The sequence below is a fragment of the Sphingopyxis sp. genome (genome assembly GCF_016793825.1).
In the GTDB taxonomy this organism is placed as follows: Bacteria; Pseudomonadota; Alphaproteobacteria; order Sphingomonadales; family Sphingomonadaceae; genus Sphingopyxis.
The window spans coordinates 71,287-91,676 of record NZ_JAEULM010000036.1; the positions used below are offsets into that span (position 1 = coordinate 71,287).

The 20,390-nt window shown below is 66.0% G+C and carries 21 protein-coding genes and 1 tRNA gene; 12 read left to right on the plus strand and 10 right to left on the minus strand.

Annotation, left to right across the window (positions count from 1 at the left end; genetic code table 11):
* Positions 1 to 65 precede the first annotated feature (65 nt).
* Positions 66 to 674, plus strand: a complete 609-nt coding sequence (gene thpR / locus JNM03_RS11615) for an RNA 2',3'-cyclic phosphodiesterase (protein ID WP_294036768.1) — start codon at positions 66 to 68, stop codon at positions 672 to 674.
* Here the strand turns inward: thpR and JNM03_RS11620 are convergent.
* Positions 590 to 1,072 (minus strand): low molecular weight protein-tyrosine-phosphatase, encoded by a 483-nt coding sequence (locus JNM03_RS11620; RefSeq protein WP_294036769.1) that lies wholly within the window; start codon positions 1,070 to 1,072, stop codon positions 590 to 592. The two genes, thpR and JNM03_RS11620, sit on opposite strands and share 85 nt — an antisense overlap.
* A 107-nt stretch (positions 1,073 to 1,179) precedes the next feature.
* Between JNM03_RS11620 and JNM03_RS11625 the strand changes: the two genes are divergently transcribed.
* On the plus strand, positions 1,180 to 2,778 hold the full coding sequence (locus JNM03_RS11625; RefSeq protein ID WP_294036771.1) for an MFS transporter: 1,599 nt from the start codon (positions 1,180 to 1,182) through the stop codon (positions 2,776 to 2,778).
* Positions 2,779 to 2,928: 150 nt separating this feature from the next.
* Here the strand turns inward: JNM03_RS11625 and JNM03_RS11630 are convergent, their stop codons facing one another.
* The 5 genes from JNM03_RS11630 to JNM03_RS11650 form a co-directional block, all read right to left on the minus strand.
* Complete coding sequence (locus tag JNM03_RS11630; RefSeq protein WP_294036772.1) at positions 2,929 to 3,498, minus strand: superoxide dismutase family protein; 570 nt, start codon at positions 3,496 to 3,498, stop codon at positions 2,929 to 2,931.
* 278 nt (positions 3,499 to 3,776) lie between these two features.
* Positions 3,777 to 4,202, minus strand: coding sequence for a biopolymer transporter ExbD (locus JNM03_RS11635; RefSeq protein ID WP_294036774.1), 426 nt, complete (start codon positions 4,200 to 4,202; stop codon positions 3,777 to 3,779).
* Between the two features lie 35 nt (positions 4,203 to 4,237).
* Positions 4,238 to 4,756, minus strand: coding sequence for a biopolymer transporter ExbD (locus tag JNM03_RS11640; RefSeq protein ID WP_294036775.1), 519 nt, complete (start codon positions 4,754 to 4,756; stop codon positions 4,238 to 4,240).
* 120 nt (positions 4,757 to 4,876) lie between these two features.
* Positions 4,877 to 5,689, minus strand: a complete 813-nt coding sequence (locus JNM03_RS11645; RefSeq protein ID WP_294036777.1) for a MotA/TolQ/ExbB proton channel family protein — start codon at positions 5,687 to 5,689, stop codon at positions 4,877 to 4,879.
* A 67-nt stretch (positions 5,690 to 5,756) separates the two neighbouring features.
* Positions 5,757 to 6,410, minus strand: a complete 654-nt coding sequence (locus tag JNM03_RS11650) for an energy transducer TonB (protein WP_294036779.1) — start codon at positions 6,408 to 6,410, stop codon at positions 5,757 to 5,759.
* Between the two features lie 340 nt (positions 6,411 to 6,750).
* On the opposite strand from JNM03_RS11650, the gene JNM03_RS11655 reads away from it, so the two are divergent.
* From JNM03_RS11655 to JNM03_RS11665, 3 genes are all read left to right on the plus strand, one after another.
* Entirely contained in the window at positions 6,751 to 7,563 is an 813-nt protein-coding gene (locus JNM03_RS11655) for a hypothetical protein (protein ID WP_294036780.1), read from the plus strand.
* Positions 7,564 to 7,691: 128 nt separating this feature from the next.
* Positions 7,692 to 9,023: a homoserine dehydrogenase gene (locus JNM03_RS11660; protein WP_294036781.1), complete on the plus strand. Its 1,332-nt coding sequence runs from the start codon at positions 7,692 to 7,694 to the stop codon at positions 9,021 to 9,023.
* An 82-nt stretch (positions 9,024 to 9,105) separates the two neighbouring features.
* Positions 9,106 to 9,939: a hypothetical protein gene (locus tag JNM03_RS11665; protein WP_294036782.1), complete on the plus strand. Its 834-nt coding sequence runs from the start codon at positions 9,106 to 9,108 to the stop codon at positions 9,937 to 9,939.
* Here the strand turns inward: JNM03_RS11665 and JNM03_RS11670 are convergent.
* Complete coding sequence (locus tag JNM03_RS11670) at positions 9,936 to 10,358, minus strand: hypothetical protein (RefSeq protein ID WP_294036783.1); 423 nt, start codon at positions 10,356 to 10,358, stop codon at positions 9,936 to 9,938. The genes JNM03_RS11665 and JNM03_RS11670 overlap by 4 nt on opposite strands.
* 129 nt (positions 10,359 to 10,487) lie before the next feature.
* On the opposite strand from JNM03_RS11670, the gene glpX reads away from it, so the two are divergent.
* Positions 10,488 to 11,462 carry a class II fructose-bisphosphatase gene (gene glpX, locus JNM03_RS11675; RefSeq protein ID WP_294036784.1) on the plus strand — a complete coding sequence of 325 codons (975 nt, stop codon included), beginning with the start codon at positions 10,488 to 10,490 and terminating at the stop codon, positions 11,460 to 11,462.
* A 186-nt stretch (positions 11,463 to 11,648) separates the two neighbouring features.
* Here glpX and JNM03_RS11680 read toward each other — a convergent pair whose 3' ends face one another.
* Together JNM03_RS11680 and JNM03_RS11685 are read right to left on the minus strand one after the other, a co-directional pair.
* On the minus strand, positions 11,649 to 12,527 hold the full coding sequence (locus tag JNM03_RS11680; protein ID WP_294036786.1) for an OmpA family protein: 879 nt from the start codon (positions 12,525 to 12,527) through the stop codon (positions 11,649 to 11,651).
* Between the two features lie 267 nt (positions 12,528 to 12,794).
* Positions 12,795 to 13,280: a flavodoxin family protein gene (locus JNM03_RS11685; RefSeq protein WP_294036787.1), complete on the minus strand. Its 486-nt coding sequence runs from the start codon at positions 13,278 to 13,280 to the stop codon at positions 12,795 to 12,797.
* A 62-nt stretch (positions 13,281 to 13,342) separates the two neighbouring features.
* Between JNM03_RS11685 and JNM03_RS11690 the strand changes: the two genes are divergently transcribed.
* From JNM03_RS11690 to JNM03_RS11710, 5 genes are all read left to right on the plus strand, one after another.
* The gene (locus JNM03_RS11690; RefSeq protein ID WP_294036788.1) at positions 13,343 to 15,307 is read left to right on the plus strand and encodes an alkyl sulfatase dimerization domain-containing protein; all 1,965 of its coding nucleotides are present in this window, start codon (positions 13,343 to 13,345) and stop codon (positions 15,305 to 15,307) included.
* A 25-nt stretch (positions 15,308 to 15,332) separates the two neighbouring features.
* Positions 15,333 to 15,860: a PH domain-containing protein gene (locus tag JNM03_RS11695; protein WP_294036789.1), complete on the plus strand. Its 528-nt coding sequence runs from the start codon at positions 15,333 to 15,335 to the stop codon at positions 15,858 to 15,860.
* Positions 15,857 to 17,359, plus strand: coding sequence for a PH domain-containing protein (locus tag JNM03_RS11700; RefSeq protein WP_294036791.1), 1,503 nt, complete (start codon positions 15,857 to 15,859; stop codon positions 17,357 to 17,359). Before JNM03_RS11695 ends, JNM03_RS11700 begins: the two co-directional genes overlap by 4 nt.
* Entirely contained in the window at positions 17,356 to 19,122 is a 1,767-nt protein-coding gene (gene recJ, locus JNM03_RS11705) for a single-stranded-DNA-specific exonuclease RecJ (RefSeq protein WP_294036793.1), read from the plus strand. The genes JNM03_RS11700 and recJ overlap by 4 nt, the downstream gene beginning before the upstream one ends.
* Before the next feature lie 125 nt (positions 19,123 to 19,247).
* Positions 19,248 to 19,323, plus strand: a tRNA-Glu gene (locus tag JNM03_RS11710).
* A 305-nt stretch (positions 19,324 to 19,628) separates the two neighbouring features.
* Here JNM03_RS11710 and JNM03_RS11715 read toward each other — a convergent pair.
* On the minus strand, positions 19,629 to 19,811 hold the full coding sequence (locus JNM03_RS11715; RefSeq protein WP_294036794.1) for a hypothetical protein: 183 nt from the start codon (positions 19,809 to 19,811) through the stop codon (positions 19,629 to 19,631).
* 210 nt (positions 19,812 to 20,021) lie between these two features.
* Here JNM03_RS11715 and JNM03_RS11720 point away from each other — a divergent pair, with 210 nt between their 5' ends.
* A complete protein-coding gene (locus JNM03_RS11720; RefSeq protein ID WP_204994274.1) occupies positions 20,022 to 20,360 on the plus strand; it encodes a cupin in 339 nt (112 codons plus the stop codon).
* Positions 20,361 to 20,390: the final 30 nt, after the last annotated feature.

Sequence of the window (20,390 nt, forward strand, 5' to 3'; positions counted from 1 at the left end):
CGGCGCCCCGCGTCTGGCCGCTTTGGGTTCGCGCGGCGCCGCAAACCGCCTATGCCGGGTCGGCCATGTCCACGCATCGCCTGTTCGTCGCCCTGCGCCCGCCCCGCCCGATCCGCGAACGCCTGTTGTCCGCGATGCAGGGCATTTCGGGCGCGCGCTGGCAGACCGATGACCAACTCCACCTGACGTTGCGCTTCATCGGTGAAGTCGATCATCACCGCGCGGAAGACATCGCCGCCGTGCTCGGCGGCCTCCACGCGGCCGCGATCACCGCGCGCATCGCCGGGGTCGGCCTGTTCGATCGGCAGGCGCGACCACATATGGTCTGGGCAGGGGTCGATCCACATGCGCCGCTGACGGCCCTGCAACGCAAGGTCGATCATCTGCTCGGCCGGGTCGGTATCGCGCCCGAGACGCGGAGTTTCCTGCCGCATATCACGCTCGCGCGGCTCAATCGCGGATCCGGTCCGGTCGCGGCATTCCTCGCGCTGAACGGCGATCTCGCCAGCCCGCCCTTCGCCTTCGACCATGTCATGCTGTATGAAAGCGAGATGGGCCACGGCGGATCGCGCTATCATCCGGTCGCCCGCTATCCTCTTGCAGCGGCGACGAGCGCGGCGGCGACCGCATCGACATCGTCCCATGTCACGGCAAAGCCCTCGTCGGCGCCATAATAGGGGTCGGCAACGCTCTCCCCCGCACGGCCCGGAACCATGTCGAGCATCAGCGTGACCTCCGCCGTCGCGTCGGCGGGGCGGAGCGCCAGCGCATCCGCCAGATTCGTCCCGTCGGCCGCGAGGATCAGGTCGAAGCGGTAGAAATCATCCCGAACGAGCAGCCGGGCACGAAGATCCGAAATATCGGCCCCACGGCGACGCGCCTCGGCCTGCGCGCGACGATCGGGCGCATGGCCGACATGCCAGTCGCCGGTACCCGCCGAATCGATCGTCGCATCGATCCCCGCGCGGCGAAAGGCGGCGCGAGCGGCACCTTCGGCAAGCGGCGAGCGGCAGATATTGCCGAGGCAGAGAAACAGGATGGCGGGAGGTCGTTTCTGTCTATCGTTGCGCATATGTCCCAGCTTTCCCGCAAAGTTGAACCGACTTTCAACTTGCACCTGCTCCCGGCTCTGCTAGCCATGCTCGATACAAGATAACGGGTCAGGGAGAGGGTTGCCAGATGGCGGTGAGCGCAAGCGATGAAATGGCGGCGTCCGATCGGCAACCGCTGCCCGTGACCCGCGCCAGCGGCTATAGCTGGTACGTGCTGTTCGTCCTTGTCGTGGTCTATATCCTCAATTTCATCGACCGGCAGATCCTCAGCATCCTTGCGGTCGACATCAAGGCCGACCTGGGGCTGACCGATGCCGACATGGGCTTCCTCGGCGGCGCCGCCTTTGCCGTTTTCTATGCGCTGTTCGGCATTCCGCTGGGCCGTCTTGCCGACAACTGGAACCGGGTGAGATTGTTGTCGATCGGGCTGACCCTGTGGTCGGCGATGACCGCGATGTCAGGCCTCGCCTATAATCAGCTCACCCTGACGCTCGCCCGGATGGGTGTCGGCGTCGGCGAGGCGACCGCAAGCCCGACCGCCTATTCGCTGATCTCCGACTATTTTCCGAAGCGGCAGAAGGCGACGGCGCTCGCGATCTATTCGTCGGGCCTCTATCTTGGCGGCGGCGTATCGCTGTTCATCGGAGCGCTGATCGTCAAGGCGTGGGACACGGCCTATCCCGCCGGCGGCCCGATGGGGCTGGTCGGCTGGCAAGCCGCATTCCTTGCCGTCGGTGTGCCCGGCCTGCTCCTCGCCCTGTGGGTCGCAACCCTGCGCGAGCCGGTGCGCGGCGCCATGGACGGCGTGGTCAGCCCGAGTTCGCCCGCCCCGTTTCGCCAGTTCGGCAAGGATCTGTCGATGATCGTGCCGCCGCTGACCCTTTATAGCGCCTGGACGCGCGGCCCGGCGGCGCTGGCGATCAACATCGGTTTCGCCGTCGCCGTTACCGCGTTTGCGTGGCTGATGATCGCCCTTACCGGCAATTATCCGCAATGGTCGGCCGTGGCGCTTGGCTATTATGCGGTGTTTTCCTGGGCCAGCACGCTTCGCGCGCATGATCCCGCGACCTTCCGGCTGATCTGGGGGACGCCGGCCTTCATCTGCACGACACTGGGCTATGGGCTGGTCAGTCTGGCGGCCTATGCGCTTGGTTTCTGGTCGGCGCCCTATGCCGAAACGGTGCTGGGCCTGCCCAAGCAGGAACTGGCGTTCATCCTGGGCGCCAATGGCGCGGTCAGCGGCTTCATCGGCGTGATCATCGGCGGCCGGGCGGCCGATGCCCTCCGCGTAAGAAACCCGTCGGGCCGCATCCTGATGATCATCTTTGGCGTGGTCGCGCCGATCGTTCCGATCTGGATCGGCTACACCACCGAGAATGCGACGCTGTTCTATGTGATGAACTTTCTTGCCGGCATGTTCGGCGCCGCCGCGCTGGGTGCCGCGGCGGCCACCACGCAGGATCTGGTGCTGCCGCGGATGCGCGGGACGGCGACCGCGGCCTTCTTCCTCGGAACGACGCTCGTCGGCTTGTCGTTCGGGCCCTATATGGTCGGACAGATTTCCGACCTGACGGGAACGGTGGTCAACGGCCAGCCGGTCGGCAATCTGCGCACCGGCATCCTGTCGCTGATCGCGGTCGCGCCGATTGCGCTTGGCCTGCTGATCTATGCCTATCGCGCCTTGCCAACGGCCGAAGCGACAATCGCCGAGCGCGCGGGTGAGTAGAGCCTGATCGGGTTGAACTGAAAGCCCGGCCCCTCCCGTCATCCCGGCAAACGCCAGGATCTTTCAGATGCGCAAGGGCGAGACGACGAGATCCCGGTCTGCGCCGGGATGACGATTCGCCGGAGCGCGATCCGCTCTACGGTCCGGGCCCTAGCTCCCGCTTGCCGTGATCACGCCGCAGGCGATGCGCGCGCCGCTGTTGCCGCTGGGATCGGTCTTGAGATCGTCGGCCTGCGCATGGATGACGAAGGCGGCGCCGTCGGTATCGAGCAAGCCGCCCTCGCCCGCAAGCCGCGTGCCGACGAGTTTCAGCGTCGCACGGCCGATCGCCCCCGGTTCGACCACCAGATTGGGCAAATCGCCATGGTGCGCACCCAACGGATTGTCCCGGCCATGCTGCGCACCGGTCGGGTTCCAGTGCGGACCCGCGCTCGCGAAATCGGACGGCGTGCATTGCCCGACCGCATGGACGTGCATGCCATAGGTGCCGGGCGCGAAACCGCGCGCGACGAGTTCGATGCGCAAACCGTCGCTGTCGCGATAGAAGTCCGCGCGCCCCCGGTCGGCGCCGCGCGCATCGTAGAGTTGCGCTGAGGCATCCGCGGCGGGAAGCTTCTTGGTCGCGCCACCACCCATGCTGGCACAGCCGGCGAGCGCCAGCGCCGCGGTAGCGGTAAGACCCATGGCGATCAGGGGACGGACGTGCGAGGGGATGGACATCGATCTTTTCTCCGGTTGGTTCGGTTTCATAACGCGACGAGCGCCGATTGCGATCCGCCTCACGATGCCCTCAATCTGCCGGGTTTCCAAGCGGTGTCTGCGTTGGGCCGATGGATAGGCCCTGAGGACGCCTGTCGCGCCGCGGTCGAAAAGAGAGGCGCGCGGATCACCTTCGGCGGACAAAGGCGGATGAGCAAAGCAACGCCCGGCGCCAAAAAAGAGAAAGGGCCGCGAATCGCTTCGCGGCCCTTCCTTTGAGCGAAACCCCTGATCAGCGATCAGAAGACACGCGCATATTGTTCGTTACCGACAAAGCCGAGCTTGCCGACGCCGCTCCGCTTGACCACCGCCATCACGCGGTCGACAACGATGTAGCGGGCGTAAGGATCGGGCTGCACCTGCAATTCGGGTTCGACGGGCAGAGCCTTGGTCTGTTCCAGATATTGCGAAAGCTGCGCCAGATCGATCGGCGTGCCGTTCCAGGTGATCACGCCCCGGGGGTCGATCATCACCTTGTTCTTTTCCGGATCGACGTTGTTCTTCGCGTCGGTCGGAATCGGCAGGTCGATCTTCACCGCGTGGGTCTGGACCGGGAGGGTGATGATGAACATGATGAGGAGCACGAGCATGACGTCGATCAGCGGCGTCGTGTTCATTTCCATCATCGGTTCATTGTCGTCCCGATCGCCAACGGCCATGGACATAGGATTATTCCTTCATTCCTAAGTGGACCGACGCCTTAGAGGCGGCCCAGCGTACCCGAGCCAGCAGCCGGTTCGGAAATGAACCCGATCTTCTGGAAACCGGCATATTGCATCGTATAGATCACACCGCCGATGCACTGGTACGGCGTGTTGACGTCGCCGCGAATATGCACTTCGGGGAAGTTTTCTTCAGTGATGTTCTGAACACCGCCGATATCCGCGATAAGCTGTTCGAGCTTCTTCTGCCCCTTTTCGAGCAGTTGACGCGAATCGACCGGGGTCTGGCCCCAATAGACTTCGCAGCCCGTGCTTTCCGGATTAGGCTCACCATCGCCGTCCGTATCCGACGAGCGGACCGAGAGAAGCACGTTTTCAGGCTTCGTCGTCGTCGGCTCGAAGACCACGTCGGGCAGCTTGAGCGTCACCGTCTTCAGCACCACGGGAACCGTGATGAGGAAGATGATAAGCAACACAAGCATGATGTCCACGAGCGGGGTCGTGTTGATGTCGGACATCGGGGCGTCTTCGCCCTTGTTGCCTGAACTCATCGCCATAGGATTAGCATCCTGTCACAAAATTACTGTCATGGCCGGGACGGAACGCCTGAATGGCGACCCGCCCCGTCCAGCGGCTCCGCGCGTCGCCGTCGGCGACAGTCACGGAGCCCGAAGACCTCAGGCCTTCTTCGGCGCTGCGGCCGGAGCAGCCGCCTTGGCTGCAGCCGCTGCCGGCTTCACCTGACCACCCGACATGATCGAACCGAGAACGTCGTTCGAGAAGGTCGACAGGCGGCGTGCGATCGTCTTGTTGCGGCTCTGCAGCCAGTTGAACGCGAGCACCGCGGGAACCGCCACGATCAGACCGATGGCGGTCATGATGAGCGCTTCACCGACCGGACCGGCGACGGTGTCGATCGAGGCCTGACCCGACGCACCGATCTTCACCAGAGCGCGAAGAATACCGATAACGGTACCGAACAGACCAACGAACGGCGCGGTCGAACCGACGGTCGCGAGGAACGCGAGGCCCGAGTTCAGCTTCGAGTTGATGTGGTTCTGCGAACGCTCGAGCGTGCCGTGCATCCAGTCATGGGCTTCGACGGGATCGGTCAGCTTGTTATGCTCTTCGTTGGCGCGCAGGCCGTCTTCGACGACCTGACGATAGGCGCTGTTCTTTTCCAGCTTCGACATGCCGTCGGCGAGGGTCGGGGCGCGCCAGAAGTTGGCATCGACCGCCTTGCCCTGGCTGATCACCTTGTTCTGTTCGAACAGCTTGGTGAACAGGATGTAGAGCGTGCCGATGAACATGATCAGCAGGACGAGGAACGTGATCTGCGACACGATGCCGCCTTCGCACAGTGCGGGAACTAGACCGTAAGGATTCTGGCCCTCTTCCTTCACGCACATCGATGCGGGCATCAGGCTGAGGCCGGCCTCGTGGGCGGCCGCCGGCGCCGCAGCGGCGGCATTTGCAATCAGATTAAACATTTCGGTTATTCCCTCTCAGAAAACGAAAAGATCAAAAAACTCATGTGGTTCGTGGAGACCCGGCGCCTTAGCGCGGGATCTGCCAGCGAATGCGGTTGCTGTACGTGCCACCCGTCGGATTGCCCGCGCGGTCCTTGCCCGGATTGAACCGGCCACGACGCTGGATGAGCTTGCACGTCTCGGCATCGAGATCGGCGTGCCCGCTCGACGAGGTCACTTCGCACGAGGTGATGCGGCCATCGGCCCCATAGGCGACGCGGAAACCCGTCGTGCCTTCCCGTTCCTCGCGCATGGCGCGCGCCGGATAGTCGTCGTTCGTTGCCCAGCGGCCCGGATTGCCCTTCGGCGTGCCGGCCTGGCTGAGATCCTGAACCGGCGCGGCGGGAGCTGCGGGCGGGACATAGACCGGCGGCGGAGGCGCCGGCGGCGGTTCGCGCACCGACTGAATCTGCGGCGCGGCGACCGGCGGCGGGAACGGCGACGGCGGAGTCACGACCGGCGGCGGCGGCGGCAGCTTGTTATCCGGCGGCGGCGGCGGCGGCGGTTCCTCCGGCGGCGGCGGCTCTTCCACGTCCACCACGTCCAGTTTCTCGGCCAGTTTCTTGACGATGCTGATATTCAGGCCGTTCACCAGGCCGTAACCCAGAACTGCCGTTAACAGACCAACCAAGACAACTGCCACTACCCTGTTTTTAGGGTCGACATTATCACCATAAGCCATTCAGGGACGACGCTCCTTGCTAGATCATCCTGACACCAAATCCACACCGACGGGTTCGGTTGCCAAATGCCCGGATGATTTCCGATGCGTTTCACAGACCCGGCGGCGTCGCAGCCGGCTTTATTATGGTCTTGCCGGACGCTTCGTCGCCCGTCCTATCGCGGTGGCGGCAAGTTCGCAAACCCTTTATCAGCGGTTAATGTCCGCTTCCCCATGAAGGGGTTTTGGCCCCGTTCGGGTGCTTTGAACAATAGAAGGTGGTTCGACAATGCGCGCCCTCCCGCCAGCTCTGGCCATCGGCCTTGCTATGCTAACATTCGGTTTTTCAAGCGTTTCTGCCATGCAGACAGCGACGCCGGTGACAACGGCCTCGCCCTATAGCTATGCCGATATCGCCGATTTGGCGACAATCGCGCCGATGGCGATTCAAGGGCGAATCTATAAGGTAGTACCCCTGAAGCCGGAGCAGGCGGCCGGTCTGAAAGCGGGTCAGGCGCGACTCTATGTCGAAGCCGACGTGGTCGGGCTGATTCGCGGCAGCGGCCCGCTGGCGGCGCGCATCAACTATCTCGTCGACCTTCCGCTGGACGCGAAGGGCAAGCCGCCGAAGCTCAAAAAGAAGCAGCCGGTTCTGATCTTCGCGCGGCCGGTCGCGGGGGCGACCGCCGGAACGAACAGCACCGCGAGCGTTCGCCTCGTCGCGCCCGATGCGCAATTGCCCTGGGACCCGGCGACCGAGGCGAAGCTGCGCGCGATCCTGACCGAGCTTGTCAGGCCCGGCGCACCCCCGGCGATCACCGGAATCGCGAACGGCTTTCACGTCCCCGGCACCTTGCCCGGCGAGGGAGAGACGCAATTGTTCCTCGACACCAGAACCGGCGAGCCCGTGTCGCTCACCATTTTGACGGCCGCCGACGGGACGCGCCGCTGGGCCGCGGCGTTCGGCGAAATCGTCGACGGGTCGGCCGCGGTTCCGGCGCGCGACACGCTGGCCTGGTATCGCCTCGCCTGCGGCCTGCCGCGCACCCTGCCCCTCGCCAAGCTCGGCGGCACGGCACCCGAGGATCGCCGGAAGGCGGCGTCGGATTATGGCGTCGTGCTGGGTGCGCTTGGCGACTGTACGCGGACGCGGACGCCGCCCACGGGGAACTGAGGCACGCGCCCCGCGTCCCTCGGCGAAAAGCCGGCGGGCGGACCTTTTCCTTGCCTCGACGGGAAAAGCCGATAGGGGCGCTGGCACTCTGCGGGCAATTGCCCGCGCCCGTAACATGGAGTGCCTCGATGTCGCCTTCTCCCGCGCCTGCCGCCCCTCGCCCGCCGCTCCGCGTCGCGCTTGCGGGCATTGGCGTCGTCGGCGGCGGGGTCGTCCGGCTGCTCGAGGCGAATCGCGACCTGATCGCGCGCCGCGCGGGACGGGCGATCGAGATCGTGGCGCTGTCGGCGCGCGACCGGCACAAGGATCGCGGCGTCGACCTGTCGTCCTATCGCTGGGAGGATGACCTCGGCGCGCTCGTCGCCGCCGACGACGTCGATGTCGTCGTCGAGATGATCGGCGGCGCCGACGGCATGGCCCTGACCCTCGCCCGGCAGGCGCTGAGCGCCGGCAAGGCGCTCGTCACCGCGAACAAGGCAATGATCGCGCATCACGGGCTGGATCTCGCGCGGCTGGCCGAGGCGAAAGACACGCCGCTCAAATATGAAGCGGCGGTCGCCGGAGGTATCCCGGTCATCAAGGCGATCCGCGAAGGCGCGTCGGCGAACCAGATCGCGCGCGTCTATGGCATCCTCAACGGCACGTGCAATTATATCCTGACGCAGATGGAGCGGAACGGCGCGAGCTTCGCCGACGCCCTCGCCGCAGCGCAGGCCGAAGGCTATGCCGAGGCCGATCCGACCTTCGACGTCGACGGGATCGACGCCGCGCACAAGCTGTCGATCCTCGCCGCGCTCTGCTTCGGCACCCGGCTCGACATCGACGCGGTGACTGCCGACGGCATTCGCGGGCTGATCGCCGCCGACATTCGCGAGGCCGAAGCGCTGGGCCACCGGGTTCGCCTGATCGGCATGGCCGAGCGCGATGGCGCCCAGGCCAACGGCGCGCTCTACCAGCATGTCCAGCCGTGCCTGGTGCCCGCCGACCATCCGCTCGCCTATGTGCCCGGCGCGCTCAACGCCGTCGTCGCCGAGGGCAATTTCGTCGGGCGGCTCTTCTTCGAAGGCGCGGGCGCGGGCGCGGGGCCGACGGCATCGGCGATCGTCGCCGACATCATCGACATCGCGCGCGACGAATATGGCCCCGCCTTCGCGATGCCAGTCGAGAGGCTCGACGCGGCACCGATCGCCGATGCGGGCGCGCGCGTCGGCAAACATTATGTCCGCCTGATCGTCGAGGACCGCATCGGCGTGCTGGCCGAAATCGCCGCGGCGATGCGCGACGCGGGCGTTTCGATCGAAAGCTTCATCCAGCGCGGCACCGACGAGGAAGATGGCGTGGTCATTGCGTTGGTCACCCACGAAGGCCCGACCAGTGCGATTCATGCGGCGCTCGCCGCGCTCGCCGCATCGGACCATGTCGTCGGCACCCCGATGCACATGCCCATCCTAACGCTTTGAAACGAGCCGCCGCGGCTCGCGCTGCACGCTTGTAATCACGCCGTCCTTTGGTACCCGTTGCACCGGGGAACAGGGGAGCGTCATGGATATCGACATCAGGGGCGGCCTGGCCGAAGCGCGGGCGTTGGCGGGCGAACACAAGGGCGCGCTTGCCGCCTATACGGTGCTGGGCGTCGTCATTCCCTACCTGCTGCTGTCGAGCGAACCGATCTTCGACCTGCGCACCGTGATGTCGATGATCGTGTCGCCCTACAGCGCCCATGTCAGCGGTTCGATCGCGGGGCCGCTCTATCTGCTGGGGATCGTTTCGGTGGTCGCGGCGGGCGCGATGCTGGCGGCGTGGAACGCGATCCTGGCCGAGATTCGCGAAGGCTTCGTGTCGGAGATCATGTACGGCATGGTCGCGGGGACGGCTTTCCTGGCCGCCAACATCCTGATCTATGTCGGCACCGGCCTGCTTGCCGTCCTGCCGATCACCGCGACGATCGGTATCGCCGAATGGAATAGCCTGGGCGGCGGCGCGGTCAGCGCAGCCTATCGTCTGCTGCTGTCGCTTGCCGGGACCTGGATCGGTGCGCGGCTTTGCCTGACCGGCGCGATCATGGGCGCGTCGGGCAAGCTCGAACCCTTTTCGGCCTTCGCCGAATCGTGGCGGCGTACCCACGAAGCCCAATGGCGGCTCTTTGCCTTCTATTTCCTCTATGGCCTGCTGATCGGCGCGGCGCTGGGCGGCCTCGCTCTGCTGCACGGCGCCGTCATCTGGAACAATGCGCAGGCGCCCGGCACCCTGCTAGAAACGGCGATGAGTTTTGGCTGGGTGCTGCTGTTCGCGGCCTATTTCATCGGGCAAATCCTGTTCGCCGCCGGATTCCTGCGCGCTTCGCGTCCCCGCGCCGCGTCCGAGGTGTTCGCCTAGGGCGGGGTCTCTGCCGGAGGGGGCGTCTCTGCCGGAGGCGTCGGATTGCCGGCGTCCGGATCGGTCGCGCGCTTCGCCATTTCATAGAGCGCGTTATATTCGGGGCCGGGCGCATAGCGACCGCCCAAGGACATCCAGTTATACGGCAGCTTGTCGAGGCTCATCGCCTTTGCCTCGGCGCGCGGCAGCTTCGGTGGCGCCTCACGGCCCTCGCGGGCGATCGCGCGCAATTCAGGCGACAAGCGGTGGCGTTCGGTATCGCTGCCACAGACATCGATCGAACCGTCATCCGCGGGTTTGCAGCGTTTGACGGGGTCGGTCATCTCCCTGCTCTTTTCGACCGCGGTGTCGGCTGCCGACTTTGCCGGCTTCGGCACCGGCGGGCCGATCATTTGCGCGCCGCCCGGGGCCGTCGTCATCGCAACGACGCAAATTGCCGCAAAAGCGGCAGCGAATCGGGCGATGTATTCTCGACAAGCGACGCAGGCGACCATATGGCGCCCATCATGCCCAGGGGGCGACACAAGTAAAGACGGAGAGTCAGGGCGATGACGAACATGAGCGACAGCAACCTCGATCGGGTCCTCGTGCTCGAAATGGTGCGCGTCACCGAAGCGGCGGCGATCGCCGCCGCCAAGCTGATCGGACGCGGCGACGAGAAAGCCGCCGACGCCGCCGCCGTCGAGGCGATGCGTACCGCGTTCAACACGCTCTACATGGACGGCACCATCGTCATCGGCGAAGGCGAACGTGACGAGGCGCCAATGCTCTTCATCGGCGAAAAGGTCGGCAATGCGCCGGGCAAGGGTCCGAAGATCGACATCGCGGTCGATCCGCTGGAAGGCACGACGATCACGGCCAAGGCCGGCCCCAACGCGCTGGCCGTGCTGGCGATCGCCGAGGAGGGCTGCCTGCTCAACGCCCCCGATGTCTATATGGACAAGCTTGCGGTCGGCGCCGGCTATTCGCCGAATATCGTCAATTTCGACAACAGCGTGCGCGAGAATGTCGAGGCGGTCGCCCGCGAAAAGGGCTGCGCGCCCGAAGACATCATCGTGTGCGTTCTCGACCGCCCGCGCCACGAAGCGATCATCGCCGAACTGCGCGCCATCGGCTGCGGCGTCGCGCTGATCCCCGACGGCGACGTGGCCGGGGTGATCGCGACGACCAACCCCGACACCAATGTCGACATCTATATGGGATCGGGCGGCGCCCCCGAAGGTGTGCTCGCCGCCGCCGCGCTGCGCTGTGTCGGCGGCCAGTTCAAGGGTCGCCTGCTGTTCCGCAACGACGACGAGCGACTGCGCGCCAAGAAGTGGGGCATCGAAAATCTCGACCGCGTCTATGACCTCGAAGACCTTGCCAAGGGCGACGTGATCTTTGCCGCGACCGGCGTCACCGACGGGTCGCTGCTGCGCGGCGTCAAGCGCCGCCGCGACGGCGTGATGACGACCGAGACGGTCGTGATGCGTGCCTCCTCGGGCACGGTGCGCTGGGTGAAGGGCGAACACCGGAGCGCTTGAATCCGGGTCCGCGGATCGGCTTGCCCAACGAGCCGCGGACCGAAGTCGCGCAGAGCCGCGTAAAGCGGAGCCGCGCCAAGGCGACGTCGGTTCCCCAAAACGGGGACAGCCGCCTCCTGCCGGAAGCGGCTGTCCGATTCTCTCCACGGAGAGAGGGCGGCAGGACGGGCAAGCCCGCCCTGCGCCTTACATGCCGTCGACAGCCTTGCTGACGAGGATGTTCACCGCGACACGGCGGTTCTGCGCCTTGCCCTCGGGCGTGGTGTTGTCCGCCGCCGGGTCGGCCTCTGCCATGCCGGTGGGAGTCAGCATACGATAGGGTTTCCAGCCACACGCCTGTTGCAGATGGTTCACCACGCGGCTGGCGCGTTTTTCGCTCAGCGTCTGATTGAACTCCTGGCTGCCGGTCGAGTCGGTGTAGCCGACGACGAGCAGCAGCGCATTGTCGGTGCCATTGGCCTGGTTCGCCACGGCGCAGAGTTCGGCCTTCGCCTGTTCGGACAGGACCGCCTTGCCGGTGTCGAAGTTCACGCTGGTCGTCGCCTTGACATTATACTGGTCGATGTCGCCGACGCGGCCGCGCAGCGCCTCTGTCGCCGCCGTCTGTTCGGCAAAGCGCTGGTCGGTGCCGGTGCGGATCATGTTCGCGGTGCGCAGGTCCTTGCTCTTGAGCGCAACCTGCCCCGCCGCCAGACCGCCGCTCCACTGCAGCGTGTCCACCGTCACGGGCAGACCGTTCAGCAACGAATCCGCAGCCAGCTTGCTGCTGCCCAGACCCAGGAAGCCGCCGCCGGCCTTGACGCGCGTTTCGGGGATCAGCGCGATCGTGGTGGTGTTCCCGTCGGCGGTCGTGACGTGCATCCGACCCTCGGTCCGCGCCGAGATGATGCCTTCGATCTTCGGTCCCTTCGTCATCTCCGATGCCGGGGGAATGGTGCCGTAGACGGTCGCCATGACGTCGCCGCCCGACGCATCCTGTTCCTGCGCGGCGAGCGCGCCCGTCGCGGCTCCGGCGAGCATCGCCGCCATCAAAAACAGTCTCGAACTCCTGGAAACGGCACCCATATGCTACTCCTTCGATTGGATCAGCAGGGTCCACCTGTTTCGTGACCCCTTCTGGCACAAGGATACTCGCGGCAATGTCGAAAGTTGCGCGGGTCGTCGGCGGAATTGCACGGCAAGCCGATAAAGCTATGGCGAAGAACCGTTATTTTTTCCGCCGCTGCCGATGGCAGAGCGGGCGATGGGGCGTGCGCGGGGACGGCGCTTGCCCCAAGGCACGGGAAACTGTATTGTATAAATAATACAGTGTGAGAACCGATGCCGCCCAGCTCAGAAAATCCCCGATGCCAGCCCTTCCGCAAGCGCGGCACCAAGGTCGCGGGCTTCGGCGAGGCGGGCCGCCGGGATCGTCTTGGACGCGCAGATCGCCTCGGGCGTCTGGGCGGCGGTGTTGACGATCACCGGATCGGCGACGCGCTTCAGCCGCCAGCCGGTGGCGATGCGGTCGAGCTGGCGCTGGGCATTCGCGCCGTCGGAGCCCGCGCAGATGATCGTCGCATAGGGGCGCCCTTCCAGCCTGCCGAGACAGGGGTAGTAGCAGCGATCGAACATCTCCTTCATCGCGCCGGAAAGCGCGGCGAGATTTTCGGGGCCGACAAAGAGATAGCCAGCGGCGGCGTGCAGGTCGGCGGGCGTCACCGCATCGGCGGCGATCAGGCGCGCCGTGGCGGCGCCCCGGGCCGCGGCGTCGGCAAGCGCCTCGCTGCCGCCGGTGCGGCTATGCCAGGCGATCAGCAGGTGCGGCGCGTCGGTCATGCCGCGATGCTTGCCAAGCCTGCGCGTGCGGCGCAAGCTGTCCCCAAAACGAGGGGGAGACCATGATCCGCCGACTGACAACCCTGCTGCTCGCGAGCTGCCTGCCGCTTGCCGCCATCGCCCAGGACGATGCGAGCGACGCCACCCGCACCGCACAGGCCGAAATCGCCAAGCGCCTGCCGCTGGACGATCCGCGCGATGAGGCCAATGTGCTGCGCGGCAAGCTGGCCGAAATCCCCGGCGGCGTCATCACCGACAAGGACGGCAAGACGGTGTGGGACCGCCGGCCGTATGAATTTCTATCGAACGCCAAGGCCCCCGATACGGTGAACCCGTCGCTGTGGCGGCAGGCGCGGCTCGATGCCGTCCACGGGCTGTTCGAGGTGGTGCCGGGCAAGATCTGGCAGATTCGCGGCTATGACATCTCGGTGATGACGATCATCCGCGGCAAGACCGGATGGATCGTCGTCGACCCGTTGCTGTCCGAAGAAACGGCGGCGGCGGGGTGGAAGCTGTTCGCCGACACGGTCGAGGCGAAGGACAAGGTGCTGCCGATCAGGGCCGTGATCTTCAGCCACAGCCACAGCGACCATTTTGGCGGCGTCGGCGGCATCGTCACACCCGAGCAGGTGAAGGCGCAGAAGATCCGCATCATCGCGCCCCATGGCTTTTCGGAAGAAGCGACGTCGGAGAATGTTCTGGCGGGCACCGCGATGGGACGCCGCGCCTTGTACATGTTCGGATCGATCCTGCCCCCCGGCGAGCGCGGGCAGGTCGATACCGGGCTGGGCCCGAAACTCTCCTCCGGAACGATCGGCTATATGGAGCCGACCGAGACGGTGAGCGAGAAGGGCGGGACGCTGACGATCGACGGGCTGGCGTTCGAGTTCCTCGATGCCGGCAGCACCGAGGCGCCGTCGGAGTTCGTCTTTTACATTCCCGCCTACAAGGCGCTGCATACGACCGAGGTCGTGACGCATACGCTGCACAATGTGCTGACGCTGCGTGGAGCGCAGGTGCGCGATGCGCTGCACTGGTCGAAGGTCATCGACGCGATGCTGCTTAAATGGGGCGGCAAGGCCGAGGTTGCGATGGCGTCGCACCACTGGCCGACGTGGGGGGTCGGGGAGGTCGGCACCCTGTTGGGCAACCAGCGCGACGCCTATCGCTATGTCCACGACCGGACGCTCTTTCTCGCCAACCGGGGCGCGACCCTGCACGAGCTGGCCGATCAGACCGCCGAAGCGCCGGTGCAAGGCAAGGATTTCGGAACGCGCGGCTATTACGGAACCCTCAATCACGACATGAAGGCGACCTATCAGCGCTATTTCGGCTGGTGGGACGGCAATCCCGCGAACTTCAATCCGTTGCCGCCCGAACAGTCGGCATCCAAATATGTCGCACTGGCTGGCGGCGCCGACAAGCTGCTGGCCGCGGGCCGGGATGCGATCAAGGCCGGCGATTATCGCTGGGCGGCGGAGCTTCTGAACAAGCTGGTTTTTGCCGAACCGGGCAACGGGGATGCGCGCGCGGCGCTGGCCTCGGCCTATGACCAGATGGGCTATCAGGCCGAATCGGGGGCATGGCGGAACTATTATCTTGCCGCAGCAGCAAGCCTGCGCGGCAATGCGGTCGAAAGCACCTCGGGCAACGGCCAGAGCCGCAGCTTCGTGAGCGCGATTCCCACCAGCGTCTTCTTCGACGCGCTGGCGACGCGCTTTGATGCGGCAAAGGGATCGGCGCTCAACGGCGTCTTCCAGTTCGTCCTGCCCGACAGCAGGGAAAGCGTCGCGGTGGTCGTTCGCGGCGGGGTCGAATTCCCGCGTTACGGCATCACCGACCCCGCGCCGACCGCGACGCTCACCATCGATCGCAAGACGCTGGACGACGTGATGCTGGGGCAAGCGCAGTTCCCGGCGCTGATGCAGTCGGGCGCGATCCGGATCGATGGCGACAGGATGGCGTTCCTGTCCTGGTTCGCGCTGCATCCGCCGGCCGATCCGCGCTTTAATATTGTTGTCCCCTAAGGGCTTGAACGACTAACGGAGGATCATGACCGAAACGCCGCCCGCCCCCACCGACCCCTTTGCGCACGACGTACTCAATGCGGCCGAGGGGCTCGATCCGGTGAATCCCGCTTATGGCCACGTCATCCGGATCGCGACAGCGCTGAACCTGATCCCGATCGCGATCGCCGCGAGCGTCGCCGACCGGCTGATCATGCCGCGGATCGAGGGGCCTTACGGGCTGGTCACGACCGCGGCCTGGCTGATCGCGCTGATCGCGATCGCCGTCCTGCCCACGCGGCGCGTCGCCCGCTGGGGCTTCAAGATCGGCGAGGGGCAGCTTCGCGTCGCGCGCGGCTGGCTGTTCCGCACCGACACGATCGTGCCGTTCGTTCGCGTCCAGCACATCGACGTCGGGCAAGGGCCGGTCGAGCGGCTGTTCGGCCTGTCGCACCTGGTCGTCCACACCTCTGGCACCCACAACAGCACCGTGACGCTGCCCGGCCTGCATGCGGATCTGGCCGCCGCCATGCGCGAGACGATCCGCCGTCATATCCAGACCGATTTCGCGTGAGCGAAGACGCCGTCCCCGGAACCGGATGGCAGCGTCTGCATCCCGCGACGCTGGCGTTTGCGATCGTCCGGCTTGGCCCACGGACGCTCAACTTCCTGCCCGCGCTCGCCGCAATCGGGATCGCCGGGAAATGGGTCTATGTCGCCCCGGCGCTTCTGCTTTTCCTGCTGGTCTCGCTCGTCATCGCCTGGCTGCACTGGCTGCGCTTCCGCTTTGCGGTCGGCGCCGACGAAATCGTGATCGAAAGCGGCGTGCTGTCGCGTCAACACCGCACCATCCCCTTCGACCGCATTCAGGACGTCAGCGTCGAGCAGGGCCTGGTCGCACGTGCGCTCGGCATCGCCAAGGTGGGTTTCGAAACCGGCGCGGGCGGCGGCAAGGAGAATGACGCGCATCTCGACGCGATCGGGCTCGACGCGGCGCAGGCGCTGCGGACGACGATCCGCGCGCATCGCAGCGAACCGCTGTCCGCCGCCGCGAACGTTCCTGAAGCCGCGTCTGCTCCGTCCGGCGAGGACCGGCTGCTGTTCGCAATGGGGCCGCGACGGCTGCTGATCGCGGGGCTGTTCAACTTCTCGCTCGCCGCGCTGGCGGTGGTCGGCGCCGGCATGCAGTTCTTCGACGGCTTGTTGCCGTTCGATTTCAACATCTTCAATCCGATGGACTGGATCGATGTCGCCGAAGGCTATGGCCTCGACACCTGGCTGGTGGCGCATCGATGGGTCGCGGGGATCGGAGCGGCGATCTCTCTCCTCTTCATCGGCTTCGCAAGCGGCATCGCGACGATGGTATTCGCCAACTGGAATTTCCGCCTGACGCGCGAGCCACGCGCGCTTCGCCGGACCCGCGGCCTCACGACGCGCACCGACGTCGCCGTGCCGGTAAAGCGCATCCAGGCGGCCATCCTCGTCACCGGCTGGTTTCGCAAGCGGTTCGGCTGGCACGAACTCCGCCTGCAAAGCCTCGCGACCGACGGCGAGAAGGAAAAGGACCATCAGGTCGTCCCCTTCGGCCGGCTGGACGAGATCGATCCCGTGCTGGACGAGATCGCGATCCGCCGCCCCGATGCCGGCATCCCCTGGCAGCACAGCCATCGCATCGTCGCGCTTGGCGGTTTCGTCGGCGCGACGTGCGCCGCGCTCGGCGGCAGTACCGCAATCGCCTTTGGGCAGCCGATCGGCTGGCTCGCGGTCATCGCGGCCGCCCTGATCGGGTTGTTCGCGATGATCGGTTCGCGCTTTCATCACTGGAGCGACCTTGGCGACATGGTCGCCATCCGCCGCGGCTTCTGGAAACCCAAGACGACCTTGCTCCCGCATGCGTCGGTGCAAAGCATCGACCTCAAGACCGATTTCATCCTCCGTCCGTTCGGCCTCGCGACTCTGATCTTCGGCGTGCCCGGCGGCAGCAGCCTTGCGAGCCATGAGATCCCGGCCATTCCGGTCGATATCGCCCGCGACCTGCGCGCGCGCATTCTGGCTGGCGGCGCGTGCGCATGAACGAGGACTCCGCCACCGCCGCGCTTGGCATCACACGCTCGATTCTCGGCCAGCCCTGGCACTGGCGCCGCACGAGCGCGGAGACGCTGGCGCCCGACGATCTCGTCACCCAGCTCCTGCTCGCGCGCGGGGTGGCGCGCGACGACATCGAACGCCAGCGGGTGCCGACGCTGCGCGGTTTCATGCCCGACCCGTCGCTGTTCCGCGACATGGAAGCCGCCGCCGCGCGGCTTGCCGATGCGGTCGAGGCACGCGAAGCCGTGACGATCTTTGGCGATTATGACGTCGATGGCGCGACGTCGGCGGCGCTGCTCGTCCGCCTGCTCCGCGCGCTCGACGTTCCCGTCGGCGCCTATATCCCCGACCGGCTTATGGAAGGCTATGGTCCATCGGGCGCGGCGCTGGTGAGGATCGGCGAGGCGGGATCGAAGCTGGTCGTCACGGTCGATTGCGGCGCGCAGGCGTTCGACGCGATCGCCGAAGCCAATGCCGCGGGGGTCGAGGTGATCATCGTCGATCACCACCAATGCGGGACCACCCTGCCCGATGCCCTGGCCGTCGTGAATCCAAACCGGCTGGACGAAGACCCCGATGCGGCGCTGCACGGCAATCTCGCCGCGGTCGGCGTTGCCTTCCTGCTCGGCGCGGCGCTGCTCCGCACGCTGCGCACACGCGGGTTTTTCGGCGGTCGTGCGGAGCCGTCGCTGATCGACCTGCTCGATCTTGTCGCGCTGGGTACCGTCGCCGACGTCGCGCGGCTGACGGGCTTCAACCGCGCGCTGGTCACACAGGGGCTGAAAGTGATGGCGCGGCGCGGCAACATCGGCATGGCGGCGCTGATGGACGCGGCACGGCTGACCAAGCCGCCCACCGCGAGCGACATGGGCTTTGCCCTCGGCCCGCGGATCAACGCCGGCGGACGCGTCGGCAAGTCCGACCTTGGCGTGCGGCTGCTCACGACGAACGATCCGCAGGAGGCCGCCGACATCGCGGTCGAGCTCAACCGGCTGAACGAGGAACGGCGCGCGATCGAAGCGGCGGTGCTCGATCAGGCGATGGAAGCGAGTATCGCCTGCGCCAATGCGCCGGTTGCGATCGTATCCGGACAGGGCTGGCATCCGGGCGTGATCGGAATCGTCGCCGGGCGCCTGAAAGAGAAACTGCATCGCCCGGCGATCGTCATCGCGGTCGACGAGACCGGCATCGGCAAGGGTTCGGGGCGTTCGATCAGCGGCGTCGATCTGGGCGCCGCGATCCTCGCCGCGAAGGAAACGGGGCTGCTGGTCGCGGGCGGCGGCCATGCGATGGCGGCCGGGCTGACGGTCCATGCCGACAGGATCGACGCACTCGGCGCCTTTCTCAACGACCGCCTCGCCGCCGACGTCGAACGCGCGAGCGGCGACAAGTCGCTGCTGATCGACGCGGTCCTGGCGCCGCGGGGCATCAGCCCGCTGTGGTGCGACGCGATCGAGAGCGCGGGCCCCTATGGCGCCGGCTGGCCCGCGCCGCGCGTCGCGACGGGCCCGGTCCGCATCGTCGAATCGGGCATCGTCGGGACCGACCATCTGCGCCTGATCGTCGCAGGAGAGGATGGCGGCCGGTTCAAGGCGATCGCGTTCCGCAATGCCGAAACCGAACTGGGGCAGACGCTGCTCCATGCCCGCGGGCGCAAGCTGTGGCTCGCCGGCCGAGCCAAGCGCGACGATTGGGGAAGCCGACCCGCCGCCGAGCTGCATCTGGAAGACGCGGCCTGGGCGGATTGAGAACCGGCAAGCACGGGTCGAAGGTCCGTTGATTCCGCTGCGGCGCAATATTTTTGCGCGGGCCGACGTCGCTGCGCTTGACCCTATGGACAGCCGAGTCTAAGGCGCCGCTTCACCGATCAGACGGCCCCTTCGTCTAGCGGTCTAGGACGTCGCCCTTTCACGGCGAAAACACGGGTTCGAGTCCCGTAGGGGTCACCAGTCAAGCGGTTTATCGCGTTGATTTTACTCGATAAGTTGAAATTGCCCTAGAACTGATACCACAAGCGTTCCCACATTCTCCGTGGGGCGTGATGGCATATCCCGGAACGCAACAGGACAGAATCGCTCCCGCTCCGAGGATTTTTTCGAACGGTGGTGCGCTTGGGTGCGCGATGTCATCTGTCTGCTGGGCTTGAGATCGCCCCGTCCCGCAATATCGGTGTTCCCGCGTTCCCGAGCACACCGACGCCATAACTCGCTGGCGGTAGTCATTTGCGCGCTTCGGCCGGGCAGAGTCCGTCGGGTCAAGATGAGCGTGCAGCCCGGCGGGCCAAGGCGGCTGTTCCATCGAGAAAGAGAAGCAGTATCGCCGCTAACAGGGCGGTGTCTGAAAATGCCTTCGCATCGACGGCAATCGAGGCATCAATGACGGCCCTCGACGGGCCGTCGAACCGGAAGCGTAGAAATTTGATCCAGCGCAAATTCATTGCCGGAGACCTTGCTACCTACTACGACGGAGGGGCGAGGCCAACTCACGGAGGATGAACGATGTTCTGTCCGGAATGCGGCGAAGTGATCGGATTGGGACCGCTCGACCTGCGGCGGACCCGCCATACTTGCAATGACGGCATTGCTAAAATCATCGGGCGATGGCTGCGTACCTGCCTTCGCCGCGCTAAACCCCGGAAGGATTGAGCATGGCGCTGCATCATTGCGGACCCGGCGAAGTGGCGCGCCTTGGCGTGATCGATGATTTGGCGACGGTGACGGCGGCGCTCGCCCGCACACCGTCCTTCGAGGCGATCCAACTGGTGGTGCGCGCCGGACAGTCGATCGCGCGACACCATGTCGCCGGGTCGATGACGCTATATTGCATCGCCGGGCATATGCGGCTGGGCGGCGATGCGCCCGCCGAGTTGCGGGCCGGGGACTGGCTGTTCCTCTACCCCGGAACGCCGCACTCGGTCGAGACGGTCGCCGACACGTCGCTGCTGCTGACGATCCTGTTCGACGAAGGCGGCGGAGTCGCCGACTGACAGGGATTTCTTGAAACGACAGGGGGTTCT

Bases quoted from the DNA above. Each gene is read 5' to 3' on its own strand.
- recJ (WP_294036793.1), top strand. From the start codon at position 17,356: ATGAACGAGGACTCCGCCACCGCCGCGCTTGGCATCACACGCTCGATT.
- JNM03_RS11620 (WP_294036769.1), bottom strand. From the start codon at position 1,072: ATGCGCAACGATAGACAGAAACGACCTCCCGCCATCCTGTTTCTCTGC.
- JNM03_RS11640 (WP_294036775.1), bottom strand. From the start codon at position 4,756: ATGGCGATGAGTTCAGGCAACAAGGGCGAAGACGCCCCGATGTCCGAC.
- JNM03_RS11685 (WP_294036787.1), bottom strand. From the start codon at position 13,280: ATGACCGACGCGCCGCACCTGCTGATCGCCTGGCATAGCCGCACCGGC.
- JNM03_RS11715 (WP_294036794.1), bottom strand. From the start codon at position 19,811: ATGAATTTGCGCTGGATCAAATTTCTACGCTTCCGGTTCGACGGCCCG.
- JNM03_RS11650 (WP_294036779.1), bottom strand. From the start codon at position 6,410: ATGGCTTATGGTGATAATGTCGACCCTAAAAACAGGGTAGTGGCAGTT.
- JNM03_RS11670 (WP_294036783.1), bottom strand. From the start codon at position 10,358: ATGACGACGGCCCCGGGCGGCGCGCAAATGATCGGCCCGCCGGTGCCG.
- JNM03_RS11655 (WP_294036780.1), top strand. From the start codon at position 6,751: ATGCAGACAGCGACGCCGGTGACAACGGCCTCGCCCTATAGCTATGCC.
- JNM03_RS11695 (WP_294036789.1), top strand. From the start codon at position 15,333: ATGACCGAAACGCCGCCCGCCCCCACCGACCCCTTTGCGCACGACGTA.
- JNM03_RS11660 (WP_294036781.1), top strand. From the start codon at position 7,692: ATGTCGCCTTCTCCCGCGCCTGCCGCCCCTCGCCCGCCGCTCCGCGTC.
- JNM03_RS11625 (WP_294036771.1), top strand. From the start codon at position 1,180: ATGGCGGTGAGCGCAAGCGATGAAATGGCGGCGTCCGATCGGCAACCG.
- JNM03_RS11720 (WP_204994274.1), top strand. From the start codon at position 20,022: ATGGCGCTGCATCATTGCGGACCCGGCGAAGTGGCGCGCCTTGGCGTG.
- JNM03_RS11630 (WP_294036772.1), bottom strand. From the start codon at position 3,498: ATGTCCATCCCCTCGCACGTCCGTCCCCTGATCGCCATGGGTCTTACC.
- glpX (WP_294036784.1), top strand. From the start codon at position 10,488: ATGACGAACATGAGCGACAGCAACCTCGATCGGGTCCTCGTGCTCGAA.
- thpR (WP_294036768.1), top strand. From the start codon at position 66: ATGTCCACGCATCGCCTGTTCGTCGCCCTGCGCCCGCCCCGCCCGATC.
- JNM03_RS11645 (WP_294036777.1), bottom strand. From the start codon at position 5,689: ATGTTTAATCTGATTGCAAATGCCGCCGCTGCGGCGCCGGCGGCCGCC.
- JNM03_RS11690 (WP_294036788.1), top strand. From the start codon at position 13,343: ATGATCCGCCGACTGACAACCCTGCTGCTCGCGAGCTGCCTGCCGCTT.
- JNM03_RS11635 (WP_294036774.1), bottom strand. From the start codon at position 4,202: ATGTCCATGGCCGTTGGCGATCGGGACGACAATGAACCGATGATGGAA.
- JNM03_RS11680 (WP_294036786.1), bottom strand. From the start codon at position 12,527: ATGGGTGCCGTTTCCAGGAGTTCGAGACTGTTTTTGATGGCGGCGATG.
- JNM03_RS11665 (WP_294036782.1), top strand. From the start codon at position 9,106: ATGGATATCGACATCAGGGGCGGCCTGGCCGAAGCGCGGGCGTTGGCG.